A 23,743-nucleotide genomic window follows, 5' to 3' on the forward strand; every position below is an offset into this window, starting at 1 on the left:
ACGCAGCCGTGTTCTGTTGTGTGAGACAGCCTCCAACAAGGGGGACCCTAACAAGGAGGACGTAGTGAACGCCGCCAGGAGAATGCTGGAGACCTATCCCCGAGATCTAGGCCGGATCGATCGAGACAAGCTCGTCGCATGTATCGACGCGTGTTTTGAATGCGACCAGGCGTGCACAGCGTGTGCAGATGCCTGCCTCAGTGAAGACGACGTCAATCACTTAACCAAATGCATCCGTACCTGCCTTGACTGCGCGGATGTCTGCGCGACAACCGGGCGCGTGCTGTCCAGGCACACGGGCTACGACGTCAACTTGACCAGGACGGTGCTCCAAACGTGCGCCGTCGCCTGTAAGACAAGCGGGGACGAGTGCGACAAGCACGCGGCGAAACACGAGCATTGCCGCGTGTGCGCCGAGGTATGCCGTCGCTGTGAACGAGCCTGCCTCGATCTTGCCGAGGCGCTCGGTTGAGGCAACCACCGGGCGGGCGCACGGCTTCGTTGCGCGAGTGCGACCTTGCAGATAAGGAATGGAGACGGCGCTGATGGGGATTTCTGAATTCGACGACGTCGGGGCCCACCTGCTCGAGCCGGAAGAAAGCATGGACTCTGAACAGACGGGCATCGACCTGGACGAGGGCTACTCACCCCCGGAAAGCCCGCGGGAATTGCGGGCGTGGGGTCTCACCGCGAGGGAAGCGCGCACCCACGAAAGTCTGGCGCGCCGCCTGGCCCGTGAGCTGCCGGACGTGACCGACCAGTGGGACGGCGACGGAATCGGCGATAGCGCTGATAGCGATGGCGAGCCGATCGACGATCAGGTCGGCGGCATGCGCGCGGGCCGGCTCGTCGCCTTCGATGTAGACCCTACGGATCCGGCTACCGATTACCTTGCCTACGACGTCGGCATTGACGGTGGCGCCGCGTCGGCTGAGGAAGCCGCCATCCATATCATCGGCGATGAGGACACGAACGCCGGTGGTGGATGGCGCTTTTGATGACCTGTCGTCCGGCCGGATGGTGAGGTTCGAGCTGTGCCGACCCGCATTGTGATCCTCGGCGGCGGCCCGGCCGGTTACGAGGCGGCACTGGTCGCCGCCGCCCGAGGGCCTGAGGTGGCCAAGGTGAGCCTCGTGGACGCCGACGGTATCGGCGGTGCGGCCGTGCTGTGCGACTGCGTGCCGTCAAAGACGTTCATCGCCTCCACCGGGCTGCGCACCGAACTGCGCCGGGCGCCTCTGAGCTTGGACGTCGGGATCGCCGACGCTGAGATCTCGTTGCACGAAATCCATCAGCGGGTCAAGACATTGGCGGCCGCCCAGTCCGCCGACATCACCGCGGACCTGCTCAGCATGGGCGTCGAGCTGATCGCCGGTCACGGTGAGCTGATCGACGCGACTCCCGGGCTGGCGCGCCACTGCGTCAAGGTGACCAAGCCCGACGGCACCGCGATGGTGCGAGATGCCGACGTCGTACTGGTCGCGACCGGCGCCAGCCCGCGAATCCTGCCCTCGGCGCAGCCCGACGACGAGCGCATCCTGACCTGGCGCCAGCTTTACGACCTGACCGCGCTCCCCGACCACCTCATCGTCGTCGGCTCGGGCGTCACCGGCGCCGAGTTCGCCAACGCGTACGCCGAACTCGGTGCCGCGGTGACCGTCGTGGCCAGCCGGGACCGGGTGCTGCCCTACGAGGATGCCGACGCCGCATGGGTACTGGAGGAATCGTTTGCCGAGCGCGGCGTCAAACTCGTCAAAAACGCACGCGCGCGATCGGTTGTCCGCACCGAGGGCGGAGTCGTGGTGACGATGACCGACGGCCGCACCGTTGTGGGCAGCCACGCCCTGATGACGATCGGATCGACCCCCAACACCGACGGCCTGGGCCTGGAGCGGGTGGGCATCGAGCTGGGCCGCGGCGGCTACCTGACCGTGGACCGGGTGTCACGGACGTCGGTTCCCGGGATCTATGCCGCCGGGGATTGCACCGGCCTGTTGCCGTTGGCCTCGGTCGCCGCGATGCAGGGCCGGATCGCGATGTATCACGCGCTGGGCGAGGCGGTCAGCCCGATCCGGCTGCGCACCGTCGCGGCGACGGTATTCACGCGTCCCGAGATCGCCGCGGTCGGCGTGCCACAGACGGCGATCGATGATGGCTCGGTGCCGGCCCGGACCATCATGCTGCCACTCGAAACCAATGCGCGCGCCAAGATGTCGGAGCTGCGTCATGGCTTCGTCAAACTCTTCTGCCAACAGGCCACCGGCGTCGTGATCGGCGGTGTGGTGGTCTCCCCGATCGCCTCGGAGCTGATCCTGCCGATCGCTGTGGCCGTGCAGAATCGCATCACGGTCAACGAGCTAGCGCAGACGCTCGCCATCTACCCGTCGCTGTCCGGCTCGATCACCGAGGCGGCCCGGCGGCTGATAGCTCACGATGATCTGGATTGACGCCGGGCGACGCTTCGCGCCGCCGCTCGTGGCTCGCACGGCGCTTGTCGTCGCCGCAATGCCTGTCGCCTCATGGTGGCTGGCGCCGTGGAAGTTGTTCACCAAGACCACAATCGATGAGATGCTGCCGCCTGGAGCGCGAAGGACCCAGTTAGGCCAATTCAGCAGCCACATCCACCGAACCAGCGGTGCTGCGCGGCTGGCGACATTGCCCGACGGGTCACGGATTCTGCGGCTGGAGAATCTCCATGCCACGTTGGGTGACGCACGAGTAGCCAACGGCCGTGGGCGATTCGAAGGTTCGGTCTCAGCCATCGCACCGATCTCGGTCCCCTGCGCGCCAACCGGGGCAGCGCCAACTACGCCATACCCGTCCTTTGGCGCAGCGGAGCTGCGATTCGTGCCGCAATCACTGGACACACCCTTGAGGGGTCTAACAGTTCGTCCAGCTTGAGCATTATCACCCGGGTGAATGGTGCTGGAGGGTGATGACAGCTGGGCCGGGTCCGGGCCACGCTCAGAACACCACCCGGCTCGTGCCGATACACAACCTGGCCAACGACCGGGGGGAAATGAGTTCCGCAGCAACGGGCTTGCACGCGCGGTGGTGCAAACAACGCTCTACGAAGGCCTGGTAACGGAGGATCTGTGACGCAAACAGCGCGCCGCTTTAGCTTGACGACGCGGGACCGGCGGATGCTGGCCGGCGCGTACTGGCCGGTCGTCGCGTTCGCCGCCTCGCTCGTCACCGCACGAACAGCGCGTAGCCGCCGACATCGGCAGGAGGCCGCAGTCAAATGATGCAAGACCCAACCCTGGCCGCGCTTTCGGCGGCGGGGGTGTCGGTTTGGTTGGACGACCTGTCCCGCGACCGTCTGGTGTCCGGCAACCTGCAGCGGCTGATCGACACCAGAAGCGTAGTCGGCGTCACCACCAATCCCTCGATCTTCCAGCGGGCGATCTCACATGGCCATGCCTACGATCGGCAGATCACCGCACTGGCCGAACGCGGCGCCGACGCCGAATCGGCGATCCGCACCGTCATCACCGACGACGTCCGGCAAGCGTGCGACGTCCTGCGCCCCCAATGGGAAGCCTCCGCTGGCGTCGACGGACGGGTGTCCATCGAGGTGGACCCGAGGGCAGCCCACGACGCCGACAAGACGGTCAGTCAAGCCGTCGAGCTGTGGAAGATCGTCGATCGGCCGAATCTGTTCATCAAGATCCCCGCGACGTCGGCCGGTATGTCCGCGATCACCGCCACTGTGGCCGAGGGCATTTCAGTCAACGTGACCCTCATCTTCTCGGTCGAGCGCCATCGTGCGGTGATGAACGCCTACCTGGCCGGGCTGGAGGCGGCGCAGCGCGCCGGCAAAGACCTCACCCAAATCCATTCCGTGGCATCCCTGTTCGTCTCCCGCATCGACACCGAGATCGACCAGCGGCTGGAGACGATCGGCACCGAGGCAGCCATGGAACTGCGCGGACGTGCCGGAATCGCCACCGCCCGGCTCGCTTATGCCGCACACCAGGAGGTGTTCCAAGCCGGACACCGCTACGCCGCGCTCGGCTACGACGGCGCCCATGTGCAGCGCCCGCTGTGGGCCTCCACCGGGGTGAAAAACCCCGCCTATCCCGACACCATGTACATCACCGAGCTGGTCGCACCACACACTGTCAGCACCATCCCGGAAAAAACCTTGGAGGCACTTGCCGATCATGGCGTGATCAGCGGCGACTCCATCACCGGGACGGCCGCCGACGCCCGAGCCGTGCTCGACAACATCGGCGCAGCCGGCGTGGAACTCAAGGACGTTGTGAGGACGCTCGAAGATGACGGCGTCGCCAAATTCGTAGCATCCTGGCGGCAATTGCTCGGGTCCTATCCCGCTCCCCCAAATCTGCTGCCAGGAGGACACCAATGACTGTCGTCAACAAGGGCTTTCGCGGGCGTCGCGCCGAGTCGGTCGTCGAGTTGCCGCCCGGTCAGCATCTGACCGCGGACTTCCCCGTGCTGCAGGCGGGACCGACTCCGCGCATCGACCTCGATCGCTGGCGGTTCACAATCCGCGACGAGCATGGCACCGAACGCGTGTGGACCTGGGCCCAGTTGAGGCAATTGCCCAGCGAGCGGCCCACCGTCGACATCCACTGCGTCACCACGTGGTCCAAGCTGAACACCATGTGGGAGGGCGTAGCTGTGGACACTCTTTTCGAAGGGATCGACACGGCCGCCGAATTCGCACTGGTCGGTTGCTACGGCGGCTATACCACCAACCTCCCGCTGCGCGACCTTCTCGGCGGCAGGGCGTGGATCGTCTACGCCTACGACGGCGCCCCGCTCAGCCCGGTGCACGGCGGCCCGGCACGGCTGCTGGTGCCGCACCTGTATTTCTGGAAGTCCGCGAAGTGGGTGAGATCCATTGAGTTGCGCGACAGCGACATACCGGGCTTCTGGGAAGGGTTGGGCTACCACAACTACGGGGACCCGTGGCGAGAACAACGCTACGCCGGGGATTGACGGCGACTGTGGATGTCGACGTGAAACCGGCGCTACGGTGGCGGGTCGCGAGTGTCGTGAATTCTCACCCCGAGACCGATTCGGCGCGCACGATCCGGCTGACCGTGCCCGGCTGGGGCGGCCACCTGGCCGGCCAGCACATCGATCTCAAATTGACCGCCGAGGACGGGTACAGCGCGCAACGCAGCTACTCGCTGAGCAGACCGGCCGACGGTGAGCACATCGAACTCACCGTGCAGCGGATCTCCGACGGCGAGGTCTCGCCGTATCTCCTCGGACTCGCTGCCGGCGACGAGATCGAATTGCGCGGCCCCATCGGTGGCTGGTTCGTCTGGCGCCCCGACGAGGGGGGTGAGGTTCTACTCGTCGGCGGTGGATCGGGAATCGTGCCGTTGATGGCGATGCTGCGACAGCGGCTAGTGGTGGGCAGCTCCCACTTTCGGCTGATCTATTCGGTGCGCAGTCCTACCGATGTGTACTACGCCAAAGAGTTGGCGCGGCTCGAGCGTGAATGTGATTGGCTTGAGGTCACACGGGTCTACACCCGCTCGGCCGCGCCACACACCACGCGGCCGTCCGGCCGGGTGCGTGCCGCTGACTTCGCGCCGACCCGCTGGGCACCTCGCAACGAGTTGCGCATCTATGTGTGCGGCCCAACGGGATTCGTGGAATCGGTGACCGCAATGCTGATCGAGCGGGGGCATCAGCCGTCAGCCATTCGGACCGAGCGGTTTGGGCCGAGCAACTAATCCAGAAGCGAGGAATGATGACCGAACCGACACACGTCGACGGTAACGCGGCCGCGGGCGCCTTCGCGGGAGTGCTGGGATTCGACGTCACCACCGCAACGCTGACCTGCGGGAAATGTTGTCGTAACACCGCCTTCGCCGAGAGCCACGTCTACCACCGAGGCCCCGGCATCGTGGTGCGCTGCCCGGGCTGCGACGACGTCCTGGCCCGACTCGTGCAAACGAGCACGGACACCTGGCTCGACTTCCGTGGCGCCCAGTCCTGGCGTATCGCGATCCCGGACCGCTGATGCCATCCCTCGACGCACTCGCCGGTCGCGTGCGCACCGCCGACATCGTGGACGCGATGGGGCGCCGGCACCGGCATCGTTGTCACCTCCTCGACCTGGTGAGCCCGACACCCGGCCGCCGTCTCTTCGGTCCCGCCGTGACCATCTCTTACTTCCCGACGTGCCGGGCCGCCCTCCCGCCCGAGCGCTACAACTTCAAGAGGTTGTTCTACGACGCCATCGAAAGCGGCGCCGATGGGCGCGTGCTCGTCCTGGCCAGCAATGGCTGCAGCGACGCGTCGCTGGGCGGCGGGACAAAGCTGTCGCGTGTCCATAACCATCGGCTCGCCGGCATTCTCGCGGACGGGAAGCTGCGCGACTTCGCCGAGCTGGCGCACTACGACCTCGCCGTCTATTGCCGCGGCGAGACAACGCGGTCGGGCGGCGACATCGTCACCCCGTACGAGGCGAACCGCCCGGTGGTGATCGCGGGGGTGGCGGTCCGTCCCGGCGACTATGTCTTCGCCGACGCCTCCGGCGCCGCGGTCATACCCGCCGGCGACGTGCGCGCGGTGCTGCTCGCCGCCAAAAAGGTCGTGCTGGAGGATGCGGAGGCCATCGCGGCCATCAGCGCCGAGACGCCAAACACACTGGGAGTCAATGAGAACTGACGGATCGGACCGCGCCCACAACGTTTGGGCACTACACACGACAACGCTAGGGGCCGGAATGGTTGAGCATTATCACGTCGACTGGGACGCGGGCACGCGGCGCATCGAGACACCCCGGCTGGTGTTGCGGCCGTGGGAACTCGATGACGATCTCGCCGCATATGCGATCTACGGTGCGCCCGAAGTGGCGCGTTGGCTGTGCCCGGCCTTGCCCCCCATCGTCGACGCGATGGAAATGCGACACGTCCTGGCGGCATGGATCGCCGAAAGCGATCCAACCGGGCTGCCGTTGGGCCGGTGGGCGATCACCGACAACACCTCGGGAGACGTGATCGGGGGCGTTGCCCTGCTTCCACTGCCGCCGGGCGGCACGGATCTGGAAATCGGGTGGCAGCTGTCCCCGAACGCTTGGGGCTACGGTTACGGCGCCGAAGCCGGTCACGCGGTTGCCCATCAGGCATTCGAAAACCCCGGTATCAGTGAGGTCTTCGCAGTCGTGCGACCGGAGAACCGCCGTGGTGTGGCTACCGCCCGGCGAGTGGGGATGGAGTGGGTCGGCGAGACCGACAAGTACTACAACCTCACGCTACAGGTCTACCGTTTGACGAAGGCCGATCTGGACCTGCCGGAGCCGGCTTGTGCGCACTGAACGGCATGCCCCGCAACGGCTTACCGTCGTCTCACCCGGGTGAATTGCACCCAGGGATGAGGACAACTCACCCCATGCGCGCAGATAGTGGTCGCTGATCTGAGCCGCGACCGACACACAGAACGGAGACCGCATGTCGCAGAGTGAGGCCACCGCCATGATGACTGCTGGGCCAGGAAAGTCTCGAATAAACGTCATCGCGCCCCTCGTCGCACGTTACGGTTTGGCTATAGTCCTGGCCTGGTTCGGCGCCATGAAATTCACTTACTATGAGTCCCACGGCATTTCGCATTGGGTGGCCAACAGCCCCTTCTTGAGTTGGGTCTACGAAATCATGTCCATCGACGCCTTTGGCCGATTGAACGGAACGGTAGAATTGGTCACGGCGGCGCTCTTGGCCCTCAAGCCCTGGTCTCCGAAGGCCGCCGTGGTGGGTGGGATAGTCGCCTCTCTGTTCTTCGTCACCACGCTGAGTTTCATGATCACGACGCCCGGGGTCGGCGAGGCGTCTGCGGGTGGGTTTCCCGTCTTGTCCGCCGACGGCGAATTCTTGATGAAGGACATCGCGCTCATCGGCTTAGCGCTCTGGCTGTTGGTGGACGCCATTGACGCGACCCGCGAACAGCCGGTCGTCGCCGAATCACATTGACACTCCCCGCCGACGAAGTTGCCGCCGACGAGGACTCGCGCCCAACTCCGCACCAATCACCCGGGTGAACAAGGAGCTGGGGTGATGCCGGCTCAGCCCGCGACGTTGCAGTCTCGTTAGACGCGGCGGCCCAGCGGGGAGCCGTCAAACACAACCACGAAGGGACCCGAACATGCACTTTGACGGCAAGAAGGTCATCGTTGTCGGCGGCAGTGCGGGCATGGGCCGGCAGGTCGCTCTCGATGTCGTCGACCATGGCGGCAGCGCGGTGATCATCGGACGTTCGAAGGACCGTGTCGATGACACCGTCGCTGAGCTGACGAACCGGCGTCGCCACGCTTTTGGCATCGCCGCCGAACTGACTGATCGCGCTGCCGTCGCGGATGTACAGCGTGCGCTGTCCGAGCAGCACGACGACGCGACCTTGCTGGTAAACGCGGCGGGATTCTTCATCCCCAGGCCGTTTCTCGAGTACGACCAGCAGTTCTATGACTCCTACATGGAGCTCAACTACGCGCTGTTCTTCCTGACACAGACCGTCGTTGCGGGCATGATCGCCAAGGGCGAGGGCGGGGCCATCGTCAACATCGGCAGCATGTGGGCACATCAGGCCATCGGTTTGACACCATCGTCTGCGTATTCGATGCAAAAGGCCGGCCTGCACGCCCTTACCCACAATCTGGCCATCGAGCTTGCGGAGCACAAGATTCGCGTCAATGCGGTGGCGCCGGCGGTTGTCAAGACCCCGCTGTATGAAGGCTTTATCCCGAAGGACGAAATCGACGCCACGCTAGACACTTTCGCGCCGCTTCACCCGCTGGGACGAGTCGGCACCCCCGTCGACGTCGCCAACGCCGTCACCTATCTGCTTTCCGAACAGGCCAGCTGGGTCACGGGCGCGATCCTCAATGTCGACGGCGGCATCATGGCCGGCCGCAACTAATCGGACAACCGAGCACACTCACCAAGGAGCATCCGTGTCACACGAATACACCAAGGACCCGGCGGCGGTCGACGCGCTGAGTCCCGAGCAGTACCACGTTACCCAGGAGAGCGGGACCGAGCGTCCATTCTCCGGCGAATACTGGGCCAACAAGGAACCCGGCATCTACGTCGACATCGTCTCCGGTGAGCCGCTGTTCGCATCGGTCGACAAATTCGAGAGCGGCACCGGCTGGCCCAGCTTCACCCAGCCGATCGACGCGGACAACGTCGTTGAGAAGAGCGACCGCAGCCACTTCATGGAACGCACCGAGGTTCGTTCGGCGCACGGCGACAGCCACCTCGGGCACGTCTTCAGCGACGGCCCCCGGGATAAAGGCGGCCTGCGCTACTGCATCAACTCGGCGTCGCTGCGTTTCATTCACCGCGACAACCTCGAGGCCGAAGGTTACGGGCAATACCTGAGCCTGTTCTCCGACACGGCTGCGGAGCGACGCGGCGGCGCACCCGTGAGCGAGCATCGGTCATGACACACAAGGTTGCCGTCCTGGCGGGTGGATGCTTTTGGGGCATGCAGGAGCTGATCCGCAAGCAGCCCGGTGTGGTGTCCACCCGGGTCGGCTACACCGGTGGCCAGAACGCGCACCCCACCTATCGCAACCATCCCGGCCACGCCGAGGCCATCGAGGTCACTTACGACCCCGACCAGACCGATTATCGGACGCTGCTGGAGTTCTTCTTCCAGATCCACGACCCGACCACCAAGAACCGCCAGGGCAACGACGTCGGGACCAGCTACCGCTCAGCGATCTTCTATCTGGACGACGAGCAGAAGCGGATCGCGCTCGACACCATCGCCGACGTCGACGAGTCGGGACTGTGGCCCGGCACGGTGGTCACCGAAGTGGCTCCGGCCGGCGAGTTCTGGGAGGCGGAGCCCGAGCACCAGGACTACCTCGAGCGGTATCCGTCGGGCTATACGTGCCACTACGTCCGGCCAGGATGGAAGCTGCCCCACCACAGCGGCTTTCGCGACGTCACGTCGCCGTCGGCGCACGCGACCCGCGATGGGTGATCGTGGTCGTCCGGCGCCGACGCAGTTGACCGCAGGCGGGAGACAGATCCAGCATTAGGAGACCAATCTGATGTCCGCCTACGCACCCCCGGTGGGCGAGCTGCGCGCCCAACGGGCGTTTCCCGCGCGCGTCGGGCCCAAGGGCAACCTGATCTACCGTTTGATCACCACGACCGATCACAAGCTGATCGGGATCATGTACATCGTCGCCTGCTTCGCCTTCTTCTTCGTCGGCGGGCTGATGGCGCTGTTCATCCGTACCGAGCTGGCCGCACCTGGGCTGCAGTTCTTGTCGAACGAGCAGTACAACCAGCTGTTCACCATGCACGGCACGGTGATGCTGCTGTTTTATGCCACCCCGATCGTGTTCGGGTTCGCCAACCTCGTGCTGCCCTTGCAGATCGGCGCCCCCGATGTCGCCTTCCCACGGCTCAACGCATTGTCGTTCTGGCTCTTCATGTTTGGTGCTCTCATCGCGCTGGCGGGATTCATCACCCCGGGCGGCGCCGCGGATTTCGGCTGGACGGCTTACACGCCGCTTTCCAACGAGGTCCATTCCCCGGGCGCCGGAGGCGACCTGTGGATCCTGGGGCTGATTGTCGGCGGCCTGGGCACCATCCTGGGCGGGGTGAACATGATCACCACGGTGGTCTGCCTGCGCGCACCGGGTATGACGATGTTCCGCTTGCCGGTATTCACCTGGAACATCCTTGTCACGAGCATCATGGTGATAGTCGCTTTCCCGTTGCTGACGGCCGCGCTGTTCGGCGCCGCCGCCGACCGCCACCTCGGCGCGCACATCTTCGACGCGTCCAACGGCGGAGTCCTGCTATGGCAGCACCTGTTCTGGTTCTTCGGCCACCCCGAGGTCTACATCATCGCGCTGCCGTTCTTCGGCATCATCACCGAGGTCGTGCCGGTGTTTTCCCGCAAGCCCCTGTTCGGCTACTCCACGATGGTGTACGCCACCATCAGCATCGGGGCGCTGTCGATCGCGGTGTGGGCGCATCATCTCTACGCCACCGGTGCGGTGCTGCTGCCGTTCTTCTCGTTCACGACGTTCTTGATCGCGGTCCCCACCGGGATCAAGTTCGTCAACTGGATCGGCACCATGTGGAGGGGCCAGCTGACCTTCGAGACCCCGATGCTGTTCGCGATGGGCTTCCTGGTCACGTTCCTGCTGGGCGGGTTGTCCGGGGTGCTGCTGGCCAGCCCTCCGATCGACTTCCACGTCACCGACACCTATTTCGTGGTCGCCCACTTCCACTACGTGTTGTTCGGCACGATCGTGTTCGCCACCTATGCCGGGGTGTACTTCTGGTTCCCGAAGATGACCGGACGGCTGCTCGACGAGCGGTTCGGCAAGCTTCATTTCTGGCTGACGCTGATCGGCTTTCACACGACGTTCCTGGTGCAGCACTGGCTGGGCAGCATGGGCATGCCGCGCCGGTACTCCGACTACCTGCCCACCGACGGCTTCCAGCCGCTCAACATCGTCTCGACGATCGGGGCGTTCATCCTCGGCTTCTCGATGCTGCCGTTCGTGTGGAATGTGTTCAAGAGCTGGCGGTACGGCGAACCGGTCACCGTCGACGATCCATGGGGACACGGCAACTCGCTGGAATGGGCCACCTCGAGCCCGCCGCCACGACACAACTTCACCGAACTCCCCCGGATCCGCTCCGAGCGGCCCGCCTTCGAACTGCACTACCCGCACATGGTCGACCGGTTGCGCGCTGAATCCCACGTGCGGTACGGGAATATGGGTGCGCGGTGAGCGCGACGCCGGAGTCGTTGTCGCTTAGACCTTTTAGCACGTTTCTCCCGTCCGCTCCCGCAGTGCCGGCACCGGCCCGCATCCATGACGTCGTCATCGTCGGATCGGGCCCGGCGGGGTACACCGCAGGCATCTATGCGGCGCGAGCGCAGCTCGACACGGTGCTGATCGAAGGGACTTCGCGTGGCGGGGCGCTGATGACCACCACGGTCGTCGAGAACTATCCAGGCTTCCGCGAGGGCACCAGCGGGCCACTTCTCGTACAGGACATGTGTGCCCAGGCCAAACGGTTCGGCGCCCAGCTGCGCCCCGACGATGTCGATGATTTCCGGCTAGACGGTGGCGTCAAGACCGTGGCGGCGGCCGGAAAGGTCTGGCGTTCCCGCGCCGTCATCCTCGCCATGGGTTCGGCCCCGCGGGCCCTGGGCATCCCCGGCGAGAAGAGGCTATGGGGCCGAGGCGTCAGTACCACCGCCAAGGATGCCGGGTTGATGTTGCGCGGCAAGGATGTCGCCGTCGTCGGCGGAGGGGACGCCGCCATGGAGGAGGCGCTCTTCCTGACGGGGATCGCGCACAGCATCACCATCATTCATCACCGCGATACCTTTCGCGCATCGCCGCTCACGACCGCTCGGGTGCGCGCGCACGACAAGGTCACCGTCCTGACCAACACCTCGGTCCTCGCCGTCCAGGGGCGGCGGTGGGTGACCGGCCTGCGGCTGCGACAGCACGTGGACGGCGCCGAGCGCGATCTGCCGGTTTCCGTGGTGATCGTGGCCATCGGGCACGGCCCTCGTTCGGAGCTGCTCGTGGGCATCGTCGATCTCGATCCCCACGGGTATGTCCTCACTCGAGAAGGGACCAGCCGCACCTCGGTCGACGGCGTATTCGCCGCCGGCGACCTGGTTGACCGCCGCTACCGGCAGGCCATCACCGCGGCCGCCAGCGGTTGCGCATCCTCCCTCGACGCCGAACGCTGGTTAACGAAATCTGCTCTGACACAGTGCCGGTGACACCGGGGGCCGGGCTAGAGCATCACCACGACCTGCAGAATGTCGGCGGCAGATCGGATCGGTCTATCGCAGGACGGGCATCGAACGACGCGCCGGGACAGCCGCCGCGCGGGACTCGCGGGGGGTAGCTCCCGTGCGGTGCACTCGGCCGTGTACTCCAACGCATCGAGATGGTCCGCGCACACGAAACCGCAGGCATTGCCATCCTCGTCACAATCGTCGCGTTTGCAGTAACCGACCATGTGAAACTCCACATACGCCGCCGCCGGGCGCGCACACCGAAAACCGTTGTCGAGGAACGCCAGCTGACACTGTGGCGAGAAATCGAGATGTTCGATGCCGCAGGGAGCGGCGATCGGGCTGTGCGTCCGAACCGGGGAGTTTGTGATCGCGGCGGTGGATCTCGGCGCGACATCCTGGGCCTCCGCAGGTCTGCTCATACAGTGAGCGTGACGCGCGGCGGGGTTAACCGTCATCACCCCCGCCGTTCATTCACCCGGGTGATTGGCGGTGAAGGGTGATGACAGTTCACAACGGTTGGGGCCAGGCTCACTACCTGGAACGGAGGCACGCGTGGACCGAATATTTCATGCCCTGATCGGCGACTCGGCCGGTGTAACCGGTGCCGCCATCAAATCCTCGACGCTGTTCCTCACCGCCGCGGTCCTGTTTCGCTTCACGGAGCGGCGCACCCTCGCCGAATTCGCGCCCTTCGACTGGATCGCCGCGGTCGCCGCGGGCGCCATCGTCGGCAGGGCCGCCACCGCCAGCGACGCGTCGTGGCTCAGCGCAACCACGGCGCTGATCTGCCTCCTGGTCACCCACGCGGCGTTGGCACGATTGCGCTTCATTCCGGGGGTTCGACGGTTCATCGATCCACCGCTGAAAGTGCTGATCCGCGACGGGAAGGTAGACCGACGCAATCTGCGCCAATGCGGGTTGACCGCAGCCGACCTGGAAGCCGTGCTACGCCTGCACGGCCACCCCAACGCCGACCGCATCAACCTCGCGATCTTCGAGGCCAAAGGCGCCATTTCCGTTCTGCGCAAAGACGATGACTGCAGAGCGGCGCGGGATTCGAGTCGATACCGAAGTTCTAGACCGTGAAGCCCAGGGCGCGCAGTTGCTCGCGCCCGTCGTCGGTGATCTTGTCCGGGCCCCACGGCGGGTTCCACACCCAGTTGATCTTCAGCTCATCGACCAGGCCGGCGCCGACGAGCGCACTGCGCGACTGGTCCTCGATGACGTCCTGCAACGGGCAGGCCGCCGAGGTGAGCGTCATGTCGATCAACGCCACCGGGCCCATCTCGCCGTGCTCGACCTCCAAGCCGTACACCAGGCCCAGATCCATGACGTTGATGCCGAGTTCGGGGTCGACGACGTCATGCATCGCTTCCTCGACGTCGGCGAGCAACTCGTCATGCGGTGTGGTGGTCTCGCTCATCTGTAACCTCCTCGAGGTCTGGTTCTTGTCGTGAGTAAGCCTGTGCCAGCGCGTCTTTGCATGCCATCCACCCCAGCAGCGCGCATTTCACCCGGGCGGGGTATTTGGCCACCCCGGCGAACGCGACCCCGTCGCCGAGCACGTCCTCGTCGCCCTCGATGGTGCCGCGGGAGGACACCATCTCGGTGAACGCGGTGATGGTCTTGAGGGCATCGCCGACACTTTGACCGATCACCTGCTGGGTGAGGACCGAGGTGGCCGCCTGGCTGATCGAGCAGCCCTGCCCGTCATACGACACGTCGGTGATGGTTTCGCCGTCCTCGGACAGCGCGACACGCAGGGTGACCTCGTCACCGCAGACCGGGTTGACGTGGAACACCTCGGCGCCGAACGGTTCCCGCAGCCCGCGGTGCTGCGGGTGCTTGTAGTGATCGAGGATCACGTCCTGATACATCTGTTCGAGGCGCAAGATCATTGTCTCCCAACCCATGGCGACGACCCGGTGCCCCCGGCTTCGCCGCGCTTGCGATCGCGGACGAAGAAATCCAGCGCGCGGCGCACGCCCGCGACCAACCGCTCGACCTCCTCGGCGGTGTTGTACACCGCGAAGGACGCCCGGGCGGTGGCCGCCAGCCCGAACCGGCGGTGCAGCGGCAGCGCGCAGTGGTGCCCCACGCGCACCGCGACGCCGTCGTCGTCGAGGACCTGCCCGACGTCGTGCGCGTGCACACCGTCGACGACGAATGACACCGGCGAACCACGGTTTTCCAGTGTGGTGGGCCCGACGATCCGCACACCCTCGATCCCGGACAGGCCCTCGATGGCAGCGGCGACCAGCCCACGTTCGTGCGCCTCGACGGCGTCCATGCCGATGCCGCCGAGATAGCGGGCGGCCGCGGCCAGCCCGACCACCTGGGACGTCATCGGGGTGCCGGCCTCGAAACGCTGCGGGGGCGCGGCGTAGGTGGAGGCGTCCATGGCGACGTTCTCGATCATCGAGCCGCCGGTGAGAAACGGCGGCATCGCCGACAACAACTCCCCGCGTCCGTACAGCACGCCGATCCCATTGGGGCCCAGCATCTTATGCCCGGAGAAGGCGGCGAAGTCGACGTCGAGCGCGTGGAAGTCGACCGGGCGGTGCGGCACCGACTGGCAGGAGTCCAGCACGGTGAGCGCGCCGACGGCTTTGGCGCGCGAGACCAGTTCGTCCACCGGCGCGAGCGCGCCGGTGACATTGGAATGATGGCTGAAGGCAACGACTTTGACCCGCTCGTCGAGCTCCAGCGAGTCCAGGTCGATGCGGCCCTCGCCGGAGATCCCGTACCACTGCAGCGTGGCACCGGTGCGGCGGGCCAGTTCCTGCCAGGGGACCAGGTTGGCGTGGTGCTCGAGCTCGGTCGTGACGATGACGTCGCCGGGGCCGACGGCACGCTCAAACCGGTTGTCGCCCAGCACATAGGAGACCAGGTTGAGCGCCTCGGTGGCGTTCTTGGTGAAGATCAGCTCGTGCGCGTCCGCGCCGACGAACGCCGCGATGTCGGCGCGGCCCTGCTCGTAGGCGTCGGTGGCCTCCTCCATCAGCTGGTGCGCACCACGATGCACGCCCCCGTTGGACGTCAGCAGAAACTCGCGCTCGGCGTCGAGCACCTGCAGCGGCCGCTGGGCCGTCGCCCCGGAGTCCAGATACGCCAACTGATTTCCGCCGCGCATGACGCGCTTGAGGATCGGGAAGTCGGCACGGATCGCCGCGAGATCGAGAGCGGAAGCCGCTGCATCACGCCGAGTCATGTCAGGCCTTCGCAGACGCCGCCTGCACGAAGCGCTCGTAACCGTGCTCCTCGAGCTGGTCGGCCAATTCCGGGCCGCCGGCTTCGACGATGCGCCCGCCGACGAACACGTGGACGAACTGCGGCTGGATGTAGCGCAGGATGCGCGTGTAGTGCGTGATCAGCAGAACGCCGCCATGCTCGGCTTCGGCGTAGCGATTCACACCCTCACTGACCACCCGCAGCGCGTCGACGTCCAGGCCGGAGTCGGTCTCGTCCAGGATGGCGATCTTGGGCTTGAGCAGCGACAGCTGAAGAATCTCGTGGCGCTTCTTCTCACCGCCGGAAAAGCCTTCGTTCACACTGCGTTCGGAGAACGCCGGGTCGATTCCCAGGTCGTCCATCGCGGCCTTGACTTCCTTGACCCAGTGCCGCAACTTCGGCGCCTCGCCGCGCACGGCGGTGGCGGCCGAGCGCAGGAAGTTCGACATGGACACCCCGGTCACCTCGATCGGGTACTGCATCGCGAGAAACAGCCCGGCCCGGGCGCGTTCGTCGACGCTCATCGCCAGCACGTCCTGGCCGTCCAGCGTGATCGATCCGGACGTCACCTCGTACTTCGGGTGCCCGGCGATGGCGTAGGACAGCGTGGACTTGCCGGATCCGTTGGGACCCATCAGCGCATGCGTCTCCCCCGACTTCACCGTGAGGTCGACGCCCTTGAGGATTCCGATGGCGTCGGCCTCGTTGGTGCGCGCGACGCTGACGTGTAAGTCCTTGATTTCGAGCGTGGTCATCAGTTCTTGTTTCCTTCGGTCAGCTCAAGCTCGTGTTCGATCGCCTCGGTCAGGCGCTCGCGCACGGCGGGCACGGCGATCTTTTGGATGATCTCGGCGAAGAAGCCGCGCACGATCAATCGGCGGGCCTGGTCTTCGGGGATGCCGCGGGCCCGTAGGTAAAACACCTGCTCGTCGTCGAATCGCCCTGTGGCACTGGCGTGTCCGGCGCCGACGATCTCACCGGTCTCGATCTCGAGGTTGGGCACCGAATCGGCGCGGGCGCCGTCGGTGAGGATCAGATTGCGGTTGGTTTCGAAGGTGTCGGTGCCGGTCGCCTCGGCGCGGATCAGCACGTCGCCGACCCAGACGGCGTGTGCGTCCGGACGGTCGGATTCCGGATCCGCTTGCAGCGCACCCTTGTACAGCACGTCCGAGCGGCAATTGGGGTGAGCGTGGTCGACGAGCAGCCGGGATTCGATGTGCTGGCCGTCATCGGCGAAGTAGGTGCCGAGCAGTTGAGCGTCGCCGCCGGCGGCGGTGAACCGCACCGTCGTCGAGGTGCGCACCAAGTCTCCCCCGAGCGTCACGTTGACGTGGCCGAGCACCGAATCCTTGCCCAGCCGTGCGTGATGCGCGCTGACGTTGACCATGTCGTCCGCCCAGTCGGCGATCCAGATCACCCCGAGCGCCGCCGAGTCTGAAACAATGATCTCGACGTTGTCGGCGTAGGTTCCGCTGCCGCGCAGGTCGACGACCACGATGGCCCGCGCGAGTTCCTCGACGCGGATCTGCAGATGCCCGTAGGCGACCGCGCCCTCGCCCGGCCCGTCCACCACGATCTCGATGGGCTTGGCGACCTCGGTGTCACGCGCCACGGTCACCACGGTCGCGGAGTTGAACGACGAGAAAGCCTGAGCCGCAACGCGATCGGTGGGAACGCCGCCCTGGCCCAGCCGCTCGTCGCCCCGACGCACGACTTCGGTGCGCACACCCGGCTGTTCGGTGACGGTGATCTGCGCCTTGCCGGTGGCATGCGCCGAACCGTCGTGCAGGCCGCGCAGCCGGCGCAACGGGGTGAAGCGCCAGATTTCGTCGCGGCCGTGCGGGACCTCGAACGCGTCCACGTCGAAGGAGGAGAACAGCTCCCCCTTGTTCAGCGCGGTAAGCGACGACCCCTCGACCGCTTCGGTCAGATTCGTCACTAGCCGACCGCGCCTTCCATCTGGAGCTCGATCAGGCGGTTGAGCTCCAGCGCGTACTCCATCGGCAGCTCTTTGGCGATCGGCTCGACGAAGCCGCGCACCACCATCGCCATCGCCTCGTCCTCGGTCAGGCCGCGGCTCATCAGGTAGAAGAGCTGGTCCTCGCTGACCTTGGACACGGTGGCCTCGTGCCCCATCGTGACGTCGTCCTCGCGGATGTCGACATACGGATAGGTGTCGCTGCGGCTGATCGTATCGACCAGCAGCGCATCGCATTTCACGCTGGAGCGTGATCCGTGGGCGCCCTTGTTCACCTGCACCAGGCCGCGATACGAGGCGCGGCCCCCGCCGCGCGCCACCGACTTGGACACGATGTTGCTCGACGTGTTGGGCGCCAGGTGCAACATCTTGGCGCCGGTGTCCTGGTGCTGGTCTTCGCCGGCGAAGGCCACCGAGAGCACCTCGCCCTTGGCGTACTCGCCGGTCATCCAGACCGCCGGGTACTTCATGGTGACCTTGGATCCGATGTTGCCATCGACCCACTCCATCGTCGCGCCGGCCTCGGCGCGGGCGCGCTTGGTGACCAGGTTGTAGACGTTGCTCGACCAGTTCTGAATCGTCGTGTAGCGAACGCGCGCATTGGGTTTGACGATGATCTCGACGACGGCCGAGTGCAGCGAGTCCGATTTGTAGATCGGCGCGGTGCAGCCCTCGACGTAGTGCACGTACGAACCCTCGTCGGCGATGATCAGCGTCCGCTCGAACTGGCCCATGTTCTCGGTGTTGATCCGGAAGTAGGCCTGCAGCGGGATGTCGACGTGCACGCCCGGTGGGACGTAGATGAACGAGCCGCCGCTCCACACCGCGGTGTTGAGCGCGGAGAACTTGTTGTCCCCCGCCGGGATCACGGTGCCGAAGTACTCCTGGAAGATCTCGGGGTGCTCGCGCAGGCCGGTGTCGGTGTCGACGAAGATGACGCCCTGGGCCTCGAGGTCCTCGCGGATCTGGTGGTAGACCACCTCGGACTCGTACTGCGCCGCCACGCCACCGACCAGGCGCTGCTTCTCCGCCTCGGGGATGCCCAGCCGGTCGTAGGTGTTGCGGATGTCCTCGGGCAGGTCATCCCAGGTCGCCGCCTGCTTTTCGGTGGAGCGCACGAAGTACTTGATGTTCTCGAAGTCGATGCCCTCCAGGTTCGAGCCCCACGTCGGCATCGGCTTGCGCTCGAAGATGCGCAGCGCCTTGAGCCGGGCCTGCAGCATCCACTCGGGCTCGCTCTTCTTCTCGGAGATGTCGCGGACCACCGCCTCGGACAGCCCCCGCTGGGCACTGGCGCCCGCGACGTCGGAGTCGGCCCAGCCGTAGCCGTACCGCCCCAGGGAGGCGATCGCCTCTTCCTGGGTCAGCGGCGCGGTAGCCGTCTTGCTGGCCTCGGGTGTGAGTGTCATCGAGACGCTCCTTTGATGCTCGTGGTGTCGGTCATGTGGCGCGGGCTGGGCGCCGTACTTGAAGCCTTGCTCTGCGTCAGCGGGACGTGCGTGGTGCAGGCGCAGTCGCCGTTGACGATGGTCGCCAACCGCTGGACATGGGTGCCCAGCACCTCGGCCATCGCCTGCTGTTCGGCCTCGCACAGCTCGGGGAATTCCTCGGCGACATGCGAGACCGGGCAGTGGTGCTGGCAGATCTGCACGCCGTGAATCGGCCCGCCGACCTGGGTGGTGCTGGCGACATAGCCGGCCTTGGTCAGCGCGGTGGCGATCCGTTCGGCGGCCGCCTCGACGTCGTCGTCCGCCGCGCTGTCTGCCGCGGTGACCTCGGTCAAGATGGCGTCGATCCGTTGCCGGGCGAACGCCTGAACCGCCTCTTCGCCGCCGATCTCGCGAAGCTGCCGCATGGCCGCCGCCGCCAGGTCGTCGTAGGCGTGGTCGAGCTTGGCCCGACCGCCGGCGGTCAACCGGTAGCGCTTCGCGGGACGCCCGCGCCCCGCCTGCTGCCATGCCGCGGGGGCCGTGGCCTCGGCATCGCCGGCCTCGATCAGGGCGTCGAGGTGCCGGCGCACACCGGCGGCCGCCAGGCCCAGCCGGTCACCGATCTCGCCCGCGGTGATCGTTCCGGATTCCAGCAGCAGGCGCACGATGGCGCGGCGGGTGTGACGATCCGAGCTCGCAGCGCCGACGTCGGGCGCGACGACGCCATCGGGGCTGGTTCGGATTTTCACAACACCAGTGTGACGCAATTCCGACGATCGGTCTAGCAAGGGTCCCCTGCCCTGGCGTTGCGCTGGTCACACCGCCGGACGGCTACGCTGCTGAAGATGTCAGCCCGCCACCACACGCTGAGCTCGTCGATCGCGAGTCTGCACGGCGACGAGCAGGCGGTGGGTACGCCGCTGAACGATACCGAGCTGACCTCGCTCCGCCGCATCCGCCTGTTCGGCGCCAGCGGCACGATGCTGATGGCGATCGGCGCGCTGGGCGCCGGGGCGCGGCCCGTCGTGCAGGACCCGACGTTCGGGGTGCGGCTGCTCAACCTGCCGTCGCGCATCCAGACCGTGTCGTTGACGATGACGACCACGGGCGCGGTCATGATGGCGCTGGCCTGGCTGATGCTCGGCCGGTTCGCGCTGGGCAACCGGCGGATGTCGCGCGGTGACCTGGACCGCACCCTGCTGCTGTGGGTGCTGCCGCTGCTGATCGCCCCACCGATGTACAGCAAGGACGTCTACTCCTACCTGGCGCAGAGCCAGATCTCCCTGGAGGGACTCGACCCGTACCGGGTCGGCCCGGCCTCCGGGCTGGGCCTGTCCCACATCTTCACCCTGTCCGTGCCGACGCTGTGGCGCGAGACGCCCGCGCCCTACGGCCCGCTGTTTCTGTGGATGGGGCGCGGCATTTCGGCGATCACCGGGGAGAACATCGTCGCGGCCGTGCTGTGCCACCGGCTCGTCGAGCTGCTCGGCGTCGCACTGATCGTGTGGGCGACGCCCCGGCTGGCCCGGCGCTGTGGCGTCGCCGAGGTCAGCGCGCTGTGGCTGGGCGCGGCCAATCCGCTGCTGATCATGCATCTGGTGGCCGGCGTGCACAACGAGGCGCTGATGCTGGGCCTGATGCTGGCGGGCGCCGAATTCGCGCTGCGCGGTGTCGACACCCCGCGCCTGCTGCCGCGCTCCCTCAAGCCGGGTCCCGACTGGGAACCGCTGGGCATGCTGGTGGCCGGCGCCGTCCTGATCACGCTGTCGTCGCAGGTGAAGCTGCCGTCGCTGCTGGCGCTGGGCTTCGTCACGATGGCCCTGGCCTACCGGCGGGGAGGAAACCTGCGCGCCCTGCTGTTGACCGGGGGCGGCATGGCGGCCCTGTCGCTGGCGGTGATGGCCGTCGTGGGCTGGGCCAGCGGCCTGGGCTTCGGCTGGATCTACACGCTGGGCACCGCGAACGTGGTGCGCAGCTGGATGTCGCCCCCGACGCTGCTGGCGCTCGGCACCGGGCAGGTGGGCATCCTGCTGGGCCTGGGCGATCACACCACCGCGGTGTTGGGACTGACCCGTGCGATCGGTGTGCTGATCATCACGGTCATGGTGGCGTGGCTGCTGCTGGCCGTCTTCCGCGGCCGGTTGCACCCGATCGGCGGCCTCGGCGTCGCGCTGGGCATCTGCGTGCTGCTGTTCCCGGTCGTTCAGCCCTGGTATCTGCTGTGGGCGATCATCCCGCTGGCCTGCTGGGCCACCCGCACCGGCTTCCGGGTGGCGGCGATCGTTATCAGCCTCGTCGTCGGCATCTTCGGCCCGACCGCCAACGGCGACCGGTTCGCGCTGTTCCAGATCGTGGACGCCACCTTGGCCAGCACCGTCATCGTGGTGCTGCTCATCGCGCTGACCTACACCCGGTTGCCCTGGCGGCCCCCGCCGGCGCCGGCCCGGGAAACCGACCCCCGACCGGCCGCCGACCCGTCATCGCCCGCGCAACCTGCCCCGACCCCGCGGCCGGCGCCGACCCATGACGCCTACGCTGATTCCACGTGAGCCGCGCCGACGACGTCCGCGAATCCCGCGAATCCCCCGAAACTGTCGTGCGGCTGCACGGCGTGAGCAAGTACTACGGATCCACCACAGCGGTCTCCGATCTCGACCTGGAAGTGCACGCCGCCGAGGTGCTGGCCCTGCTCGGGCCCAACGGCGCCGGTAAGACCACGACGGTCGAGATGTGCGAGGGCTTCGTGCGCCCGGACGCCGGCACCATCGAGGTGCTCGGCCTGGACCCGATCGCCGACAACGCGCGGCTGCGGGCGCGGATCGGCGTGATGCTGCAGGGCGGCGGCGGGTACCCGGCGGCCCGCGCCGGCGAGATGCTCGACCTGGTGGCCGCCTACGCGGCCGATCCGCTGGACCCGGCCTGGCTGCTGGACATCCTGGGCCTCACCGACGCCGCGCGCACCACCTACCGGCGGCTCTCCGGCGGGCAACAGCAACGGCTCGCGCTGGCGTGCGCGCTGGTCGGCCGGCCCGAACTGGTGTTCCTCGACGAGCCCACCGCGGGCATGGACGCCCACGCGCGGCTGCTGGTGTGGGAGCTGATCGACGCGCTGCGCCGCGACGGCGTGACGGTCCTGCTGACCACCCACCAGCTCAAGGAGGCCGAGGAACTCGCCGACCGGATCGTCATCATCGACAACGGGGCGACGGTGGCCTCGGGCACGCCCACGGAGCTGATGCGCAGCGGGGCCAAGGACCAGTTGCGGTTCAGCGCGCCGCCGCGGCTCGACCTCTCCCTATTGTCCGCGGCGCTGCCCGAGGACTACAAAGCCACCGAGGTGACGCCGGGCGAGTACCTGGTCGAGGGCCCGGTCGACCCGCAGGTGCTCGCGACGGTCACGGCGTGGTGTGCCCGGATCGACGTGCTGGCCACCGATATGCGCGTCGAGCAACGCAGCCTCGAGGACGTGTTCCTCGACCTCACCGGCAGGAAGTTGCGGCCATGAGCGAATCACCTTTCCCCGCGGGCACTTTCGCGCCCGACCCGCGCCCCAGCACGGTGCCTAAGATGCTGGCCGCGCAGTTCGGTCTGGAGCTCAAGCTGCTGCTGCGCAACGGCGAACAACTGCTGCTGACCATGTTCATCCCGATCACGCTGCTGGTCGGGCTCACGCTGCTGCCGCTCGGCTCGTTCGGCCAGCACCGCGCCGCCACGTTCACCCCGGTCATCATGGCGCTGGCGGTGATCTCGACCGCGTTCACCGGGCAGGCGATCGCGGTCGCCTTCGACCGCCGCTACGGGGCTTTGAAACGGCTTGGCGCCACGCCACTTCCGGTGTGGGGCATCATCGCGGGCAAGTCCCTGGCCGTCGTCACGGTCGTGTTCTTGCAGGCAATCCTGTTGGGCGCCATCGGTTTTGCGCTGGGTTGGCGACCCGCGTTGCTCGCGTTGGCGTTGGGCGCGGGGGTCATCGCGCTCGGCACCGTGGTGTTCGCGGCCCTCGGCCTGTTGCTCGGCGGGACGCTGCGGGCCGAGATCGTGCTCGCGGTCGCCAACCTGATGTGGTTCGTCTTCGCCGGCCTGGGCGCGCTGACCGTGGAGACCGACATCATCCCGACGGGGGTGAAATGGGCGGCCCGGCTGACCCCGTCGGGCGCGCTGACCGAGGCGCTGTCCCAGGCGATGACCATGTCGGTGGACTGGTTCGGGGTGATCGTCCTGGCGGCCTGGGGCGCGCTGGGCGCGCTGAGCGCGCTGCGCTGGTTCCGGTTCACCTGACGACCGTTCGGCGACCCAGGGCGTACTACAACATGTAGTTTTC

27 protein-coding genes are annotated in these 23,743 nt (G+C 66.7%); 19 read left to right on the plus strand and 8 right to left on the minus strand.

The features are described 5' to 3' along the window. Positions 1-82: 82 nt before the first annotated feature. From K883_RS27275 to K883_RS23975, 15 genes are all read left to right on the plus strand, one after another. On the plus strand, positions 83-472 hold the full coding sequence (locus tag K883_RS27275) for a four-helix bundle copper-binding protein (RefSeq protein WP_197095524.1): 390 nt from the start codon (positions 83-85) through the stop codon (positions 470-472). 58 nt (positions 473-530) lie between these two features. Beyond that, positions 531-998, plus strand: a complete 468-nt coding sequence (locus tag K883_RS23910) for a DUF5709 domain-containing protein (protein ID WP_020822928.1) — start codon at positions 531-533, stop codon at positions 996-998. A gap of 36 nt (positions 999-1,034) precedes the next feature. Further along, positions 1,035-2,447, plus strand: a complete 1,413-nt coding sequence (locus K883_RS23915; RefSeq protein WP_036456041.1) for an NAD(P)H-quinone dehydrogenase — start codon at positions 1,035-1,037, stop codon at positions 2,445-2,447. A 797-nt stretch (positions 2,448-3,244) separates the two neighbouring features. Next, positions 3,245-4,372 (plus strand): transaldolase, encoded by a 1,128-nt coding sequence (tal, locus tag K883_RS23920; RefSeq protein ID WP_020822931.1) that lies wholly within the window; start codon positions 3,245-3,247, stop codon positions 4,370-4,372. Beyond that, positions 4,369-4,968, plus strand: a complete 600-nt coding sequence (locus tag K883_RS23925) for a sulfite oxidase-like oxidoreductase (protein ID WP_008258058.1) — start codon at positions 4,369-4,371, stop codon at positions 4,966-4,968. The genes tal and K883_RS23925 overlap by 4 nt, the downstream gene beginning before the upstream one ends. A gap of 8 nt (positions 4,969-4,976) precedes the next feature. Further along, positions 4,977-5,717, plus strand: coding sequence for a ferredoxin reductase (locus K883_RS23930; protein WP_008258060.1), 741 nt, complete (start codon positions 4,977-4,979; stop codon positions 5,715-5,717). A gap of 14 nt (positions 5,718-5,731) precedes the next feature. After that, entirely contained in the window at positions 5,732-6,007 is a 276-nt protein-coding gene (locus K883_RS23935; RefSeq protein ID WP_020822932.1) for a DUF6510 family protein, read from the plus strand. Between the two features lie 29 nt (positions 6,008-6,036). Then, entirely contained in the window at positions 6,037-6,657 is a 621-nt protein-coding gene (locus K883_RS23940) for an RraA family protein (protein ID WP_020822933.1), read from the plus strand. A gap of 58 nt (positions 6,658-6,715) precedes the next feature. After that, positions 6,716-7,306 (plus strand): GNAT family N-acetyltransferase, encoded by a 591-nt coding sequence (locus K883_RS23945; RefSeq protein ID WP_008258065.1) that lies wholly within the window; start codon positions 6,716-6,718, stop codon positions 7,304-7,306. A gap of 133 nt (positions 7,307-7,439) precedes the next feature. Then, entirely contained in the window at positions 7,440-7,955 is a 516-nt protein-coding gene (locus tag K883_RS23950; protein ID WP_008258066.1) for a YkgB family protein, read from the plus strand. 172 nt (positions 7,956-8,127) lie between these two features. After that, complete coding sequence (locus tag K883_RS23955; protein ID WP_008258067.1) at positions 8,128-8,898, plus strand: SDR family NAD(P)-dependent oxidoreductase; 771 nt, start codon at positions 8,128-8,130, stop codon at positions 8,896-8,898. 34 nt (positions 8,899-8,932) lie between these two features. Beyond that, on the plus strand, positions 8,933-9,427 hold the full coding sequence (gene msrB / locus K883_RS23960) for a peptide-methionine (R)-S-oxide reductase MsrB (RefSeq protein ID WP_008258068.1): 495 nt from the start codon (positions 8,933-8,935) through the stop codon (positions 9,425-9,427). Next, positions 9,424-9,972: a peptide-methionine (S)-S-oxide reductase MsrA gene (gene msrA / locus K883_RS23965; RefSeq protein WP_036429001.1), complete on the plus strand. Its 549-nt coding sequence runs from the start codon at positions 9,424-9,426 to the stop codon at positions 9,970-9,972. The genes msrB and msrA overlap by 4 nt, the downstream gene beginning before the upstream one ends. A 70-nt stretch (positions 9,973-10,042) precedes the next feature. After that, positions 10,043-11,749, plus strand: a complete 1,707-nt coding sequence (gene ctaD, locus K883_RS23970) for an aa3-type cytochrome oxidase subunit I (protein ID WP_008258078.1) — start codon at positions 10,043-10,045, stop codon at positions 11,747-11,749. Between the two features lie 62 nt (positions 11,750-11,811). Next, on the plus strand, positions 11,812-12,762 hold the full coding sequence (locus K883_RS23975) for an NAD(P)/FAD-dependent oxidoreductase (protein WP_020822935.1): 951 nt from the start codon (positions 11,812-11,814) through the stop codon (positions 12,760-12,762). Positions 12,763-12,776: 14 nt separating this feature from the next. Here K883_RS23975 and K883_RS23980 read toward each other — a convergent pair whose 3' ends face one another. After that, positions 12,777-13,238: a hypothetical protein gene (locus K883_RS23980; RefSeq protein ID WP_036456043.1), complete on the minus strand. Its 462-nt coding sequence runs from the start codon at positions 13,236-13,238 to the stop codon at positions 12,777-12,779. Positions 13,239-13,335: 97 nt separating this feature from the next. Between K883_RS23980 and K883_RS23985 the strand changes: the two genes are divergently transcribed. After that, on the plus strand, positions 13,336-13,869 hold the full coding sequence (locus tag K883_RS23985; RefSeq protein WP_020822936.1) for a DUF421 domain-containing protein: 534 nt from the start codon (positions 13,336-13,338) through the stop codon (positions 13,867-13,869). On the opposite strand, the gene K883_RS23990 is transcribed toward K883_RS23985, so the two are convergent. From K883_RS23990 to K883_RS24020, 7 genes are read right to left on the minus strand one after another with little or no spacing between them, the layout of a single operon-like run. Then, positions 13,859-14,206, minus strand: a complete 348-nt coding sequence (locus K883_RS23990; RefSeq protein ID WP_008258091.1) for a metal-sulfur cluster assembly factor — start codon at positions 14,204-14,206, stop codon at positions 13,859-13,861. The two genes, K883_RS23985 and K883_RS23990, sit on opposite strands and share 11 nt — an antisense overlap. Beyond that, positions 14,181-14,681, minus strand: a complete 501-nt coding sequence (gene sufU / locus K883_RS23995; RefSeq protein WP_020822937.1) for a Fe-S cluster assembly sulfur transfer protein SufU — start codon at positions 14,679-14,681, stop codon at positions 14,181-14,183. The genes K883_RS23990 and sufU overlap by 26 nt, the downstream gene beginning before the upstream one ends. Next, complete coding sequence (locus tag K883_RS24000; protein ID WP_020822938.1) at positions 14,678-15,994, minus strand: cysteine desulfurase; 1,317 nt, start codon at positions 15,992-15,994, stop codon at positions 14,678-14,680. The genes sufU and K883_RS24000 overlap by 4 nt, the downstream gene beginning before the upstream one ends. 1 nt (position 15,995) lies before the next feature. Next, the gene (gene sufC / locus K883_RS24005) at positions 15,996-16,769 is read right to left on the minus strand and encodes a Fe-S cluster assembly ATPase SufC (protein WP_008258094.1); all 774 of its coding nucleotides are present in this window, start codon (positions 16,767-16,769) and stop codon (positions 15,996-15,998) included. Next, the gene (gene sufD / locus K883_RS24010; RefSeq protein WP_008258095.1) at positions 16,769-17,953 is read right to left on the minus strand and encodes a Fe-S cluster assembly protein SufD; all 1,185 of its coding nucleotides are present in this window, start codon (positions 17,951-17,953) and stop codon (positions 16,769-16,771) included. Before sufD ends, sufC begins: the two co-directional genes overlap by 1 nt. Then, positions 17,953-19,401 (minus strand): Fe-S cluster assembly protein SufB, encoded by a 1,449-nt coding sequence (gene sufB / locus K883_RS24015; RefSeq protein WP_008258096.1) that lies wholly within the window; start codon positions 19,399-19,401, stop codon positions 17,953-17,955. The genes sufD and sufB overlap by 1 nt, the downstream gene beginning before the upstream one ends. Beyond that, positions 19,398-20,171: a helix-turn-helix transcriptional regulator gene (locus K883_RS24020; RefSeq protein WP_008258097.1), complete on the minus strand. Its 774-nt coding sequence runs from the start codon at positions 20,169-20,171 to the stop codon at positions 19,398-19,400. Before K883_RS24020 ends, sufB begins: the two co-directional genes overlap by 4 nt. A 90-nt stretch (positions 20,172-20,261) precedes the next feature. On the opposite strand from K883_RS24020, the gene mptB reads away from it, so the two are divergent. The 3 genes from mptB to K883_RS24035 are packed head-to-tail and all read left to right on the plus strand — an operon-like array spanning position 20,262 to position 23,700. Next, a complete protein-coding gene (gene mptB / locus K883_RS24025) occupies positions 20,262-21,971 on the plus strand; it encodes a polyprenol phosphomannose-dependent alpha 1,6 mannosyltransferase MptB (protein WP_255358963.1) in 1,710 nt (569 codons plus the stop codon). Then, on the plus strand, positions 21,968-22,927 hold the full coding sequence (locus tag K883_RS24030; RefSeq protein ID WP_179945128.1) for an ABC transporter ATP-binding protein: 960 nt from the start codon (positions 21,968-21,970) through the stop codon (positions 22,925-22,927). Before mptB ends, K883_RS24030 begins: the two co-directional genes overlap by 4 nt. Next, the gene (locus K883_RS24035; RefSeq protein WP_036429002.1) at positions 22,924-23,700 is read left to right on the plus strand and encodes an ABC transporter permease; all 777 of its coding nucleotides are present in this window, start codon (positions 22,924-22,926) and stop codon (positions 23,698-23,700) included. The genes K883_RS24030 and K883_RS24035 overlap by 4 nt, the downstream gene beginning before the upstream one ends. Positions 23,701-23,743: the final 43 nt, after the last annotated feature.

Source organism: Mycobacterium sp. TKK-01-0059 (assembly GCF_000709305.1).
In the GTDB taxonomy this organism is placed as follows: domain Bacteria; phylum Actinomycetota; class Actinomycetes; order Mycobacteriales; family Mycobacteriaceae; genus Mycobacterium; species Mycobacterium intracellulare.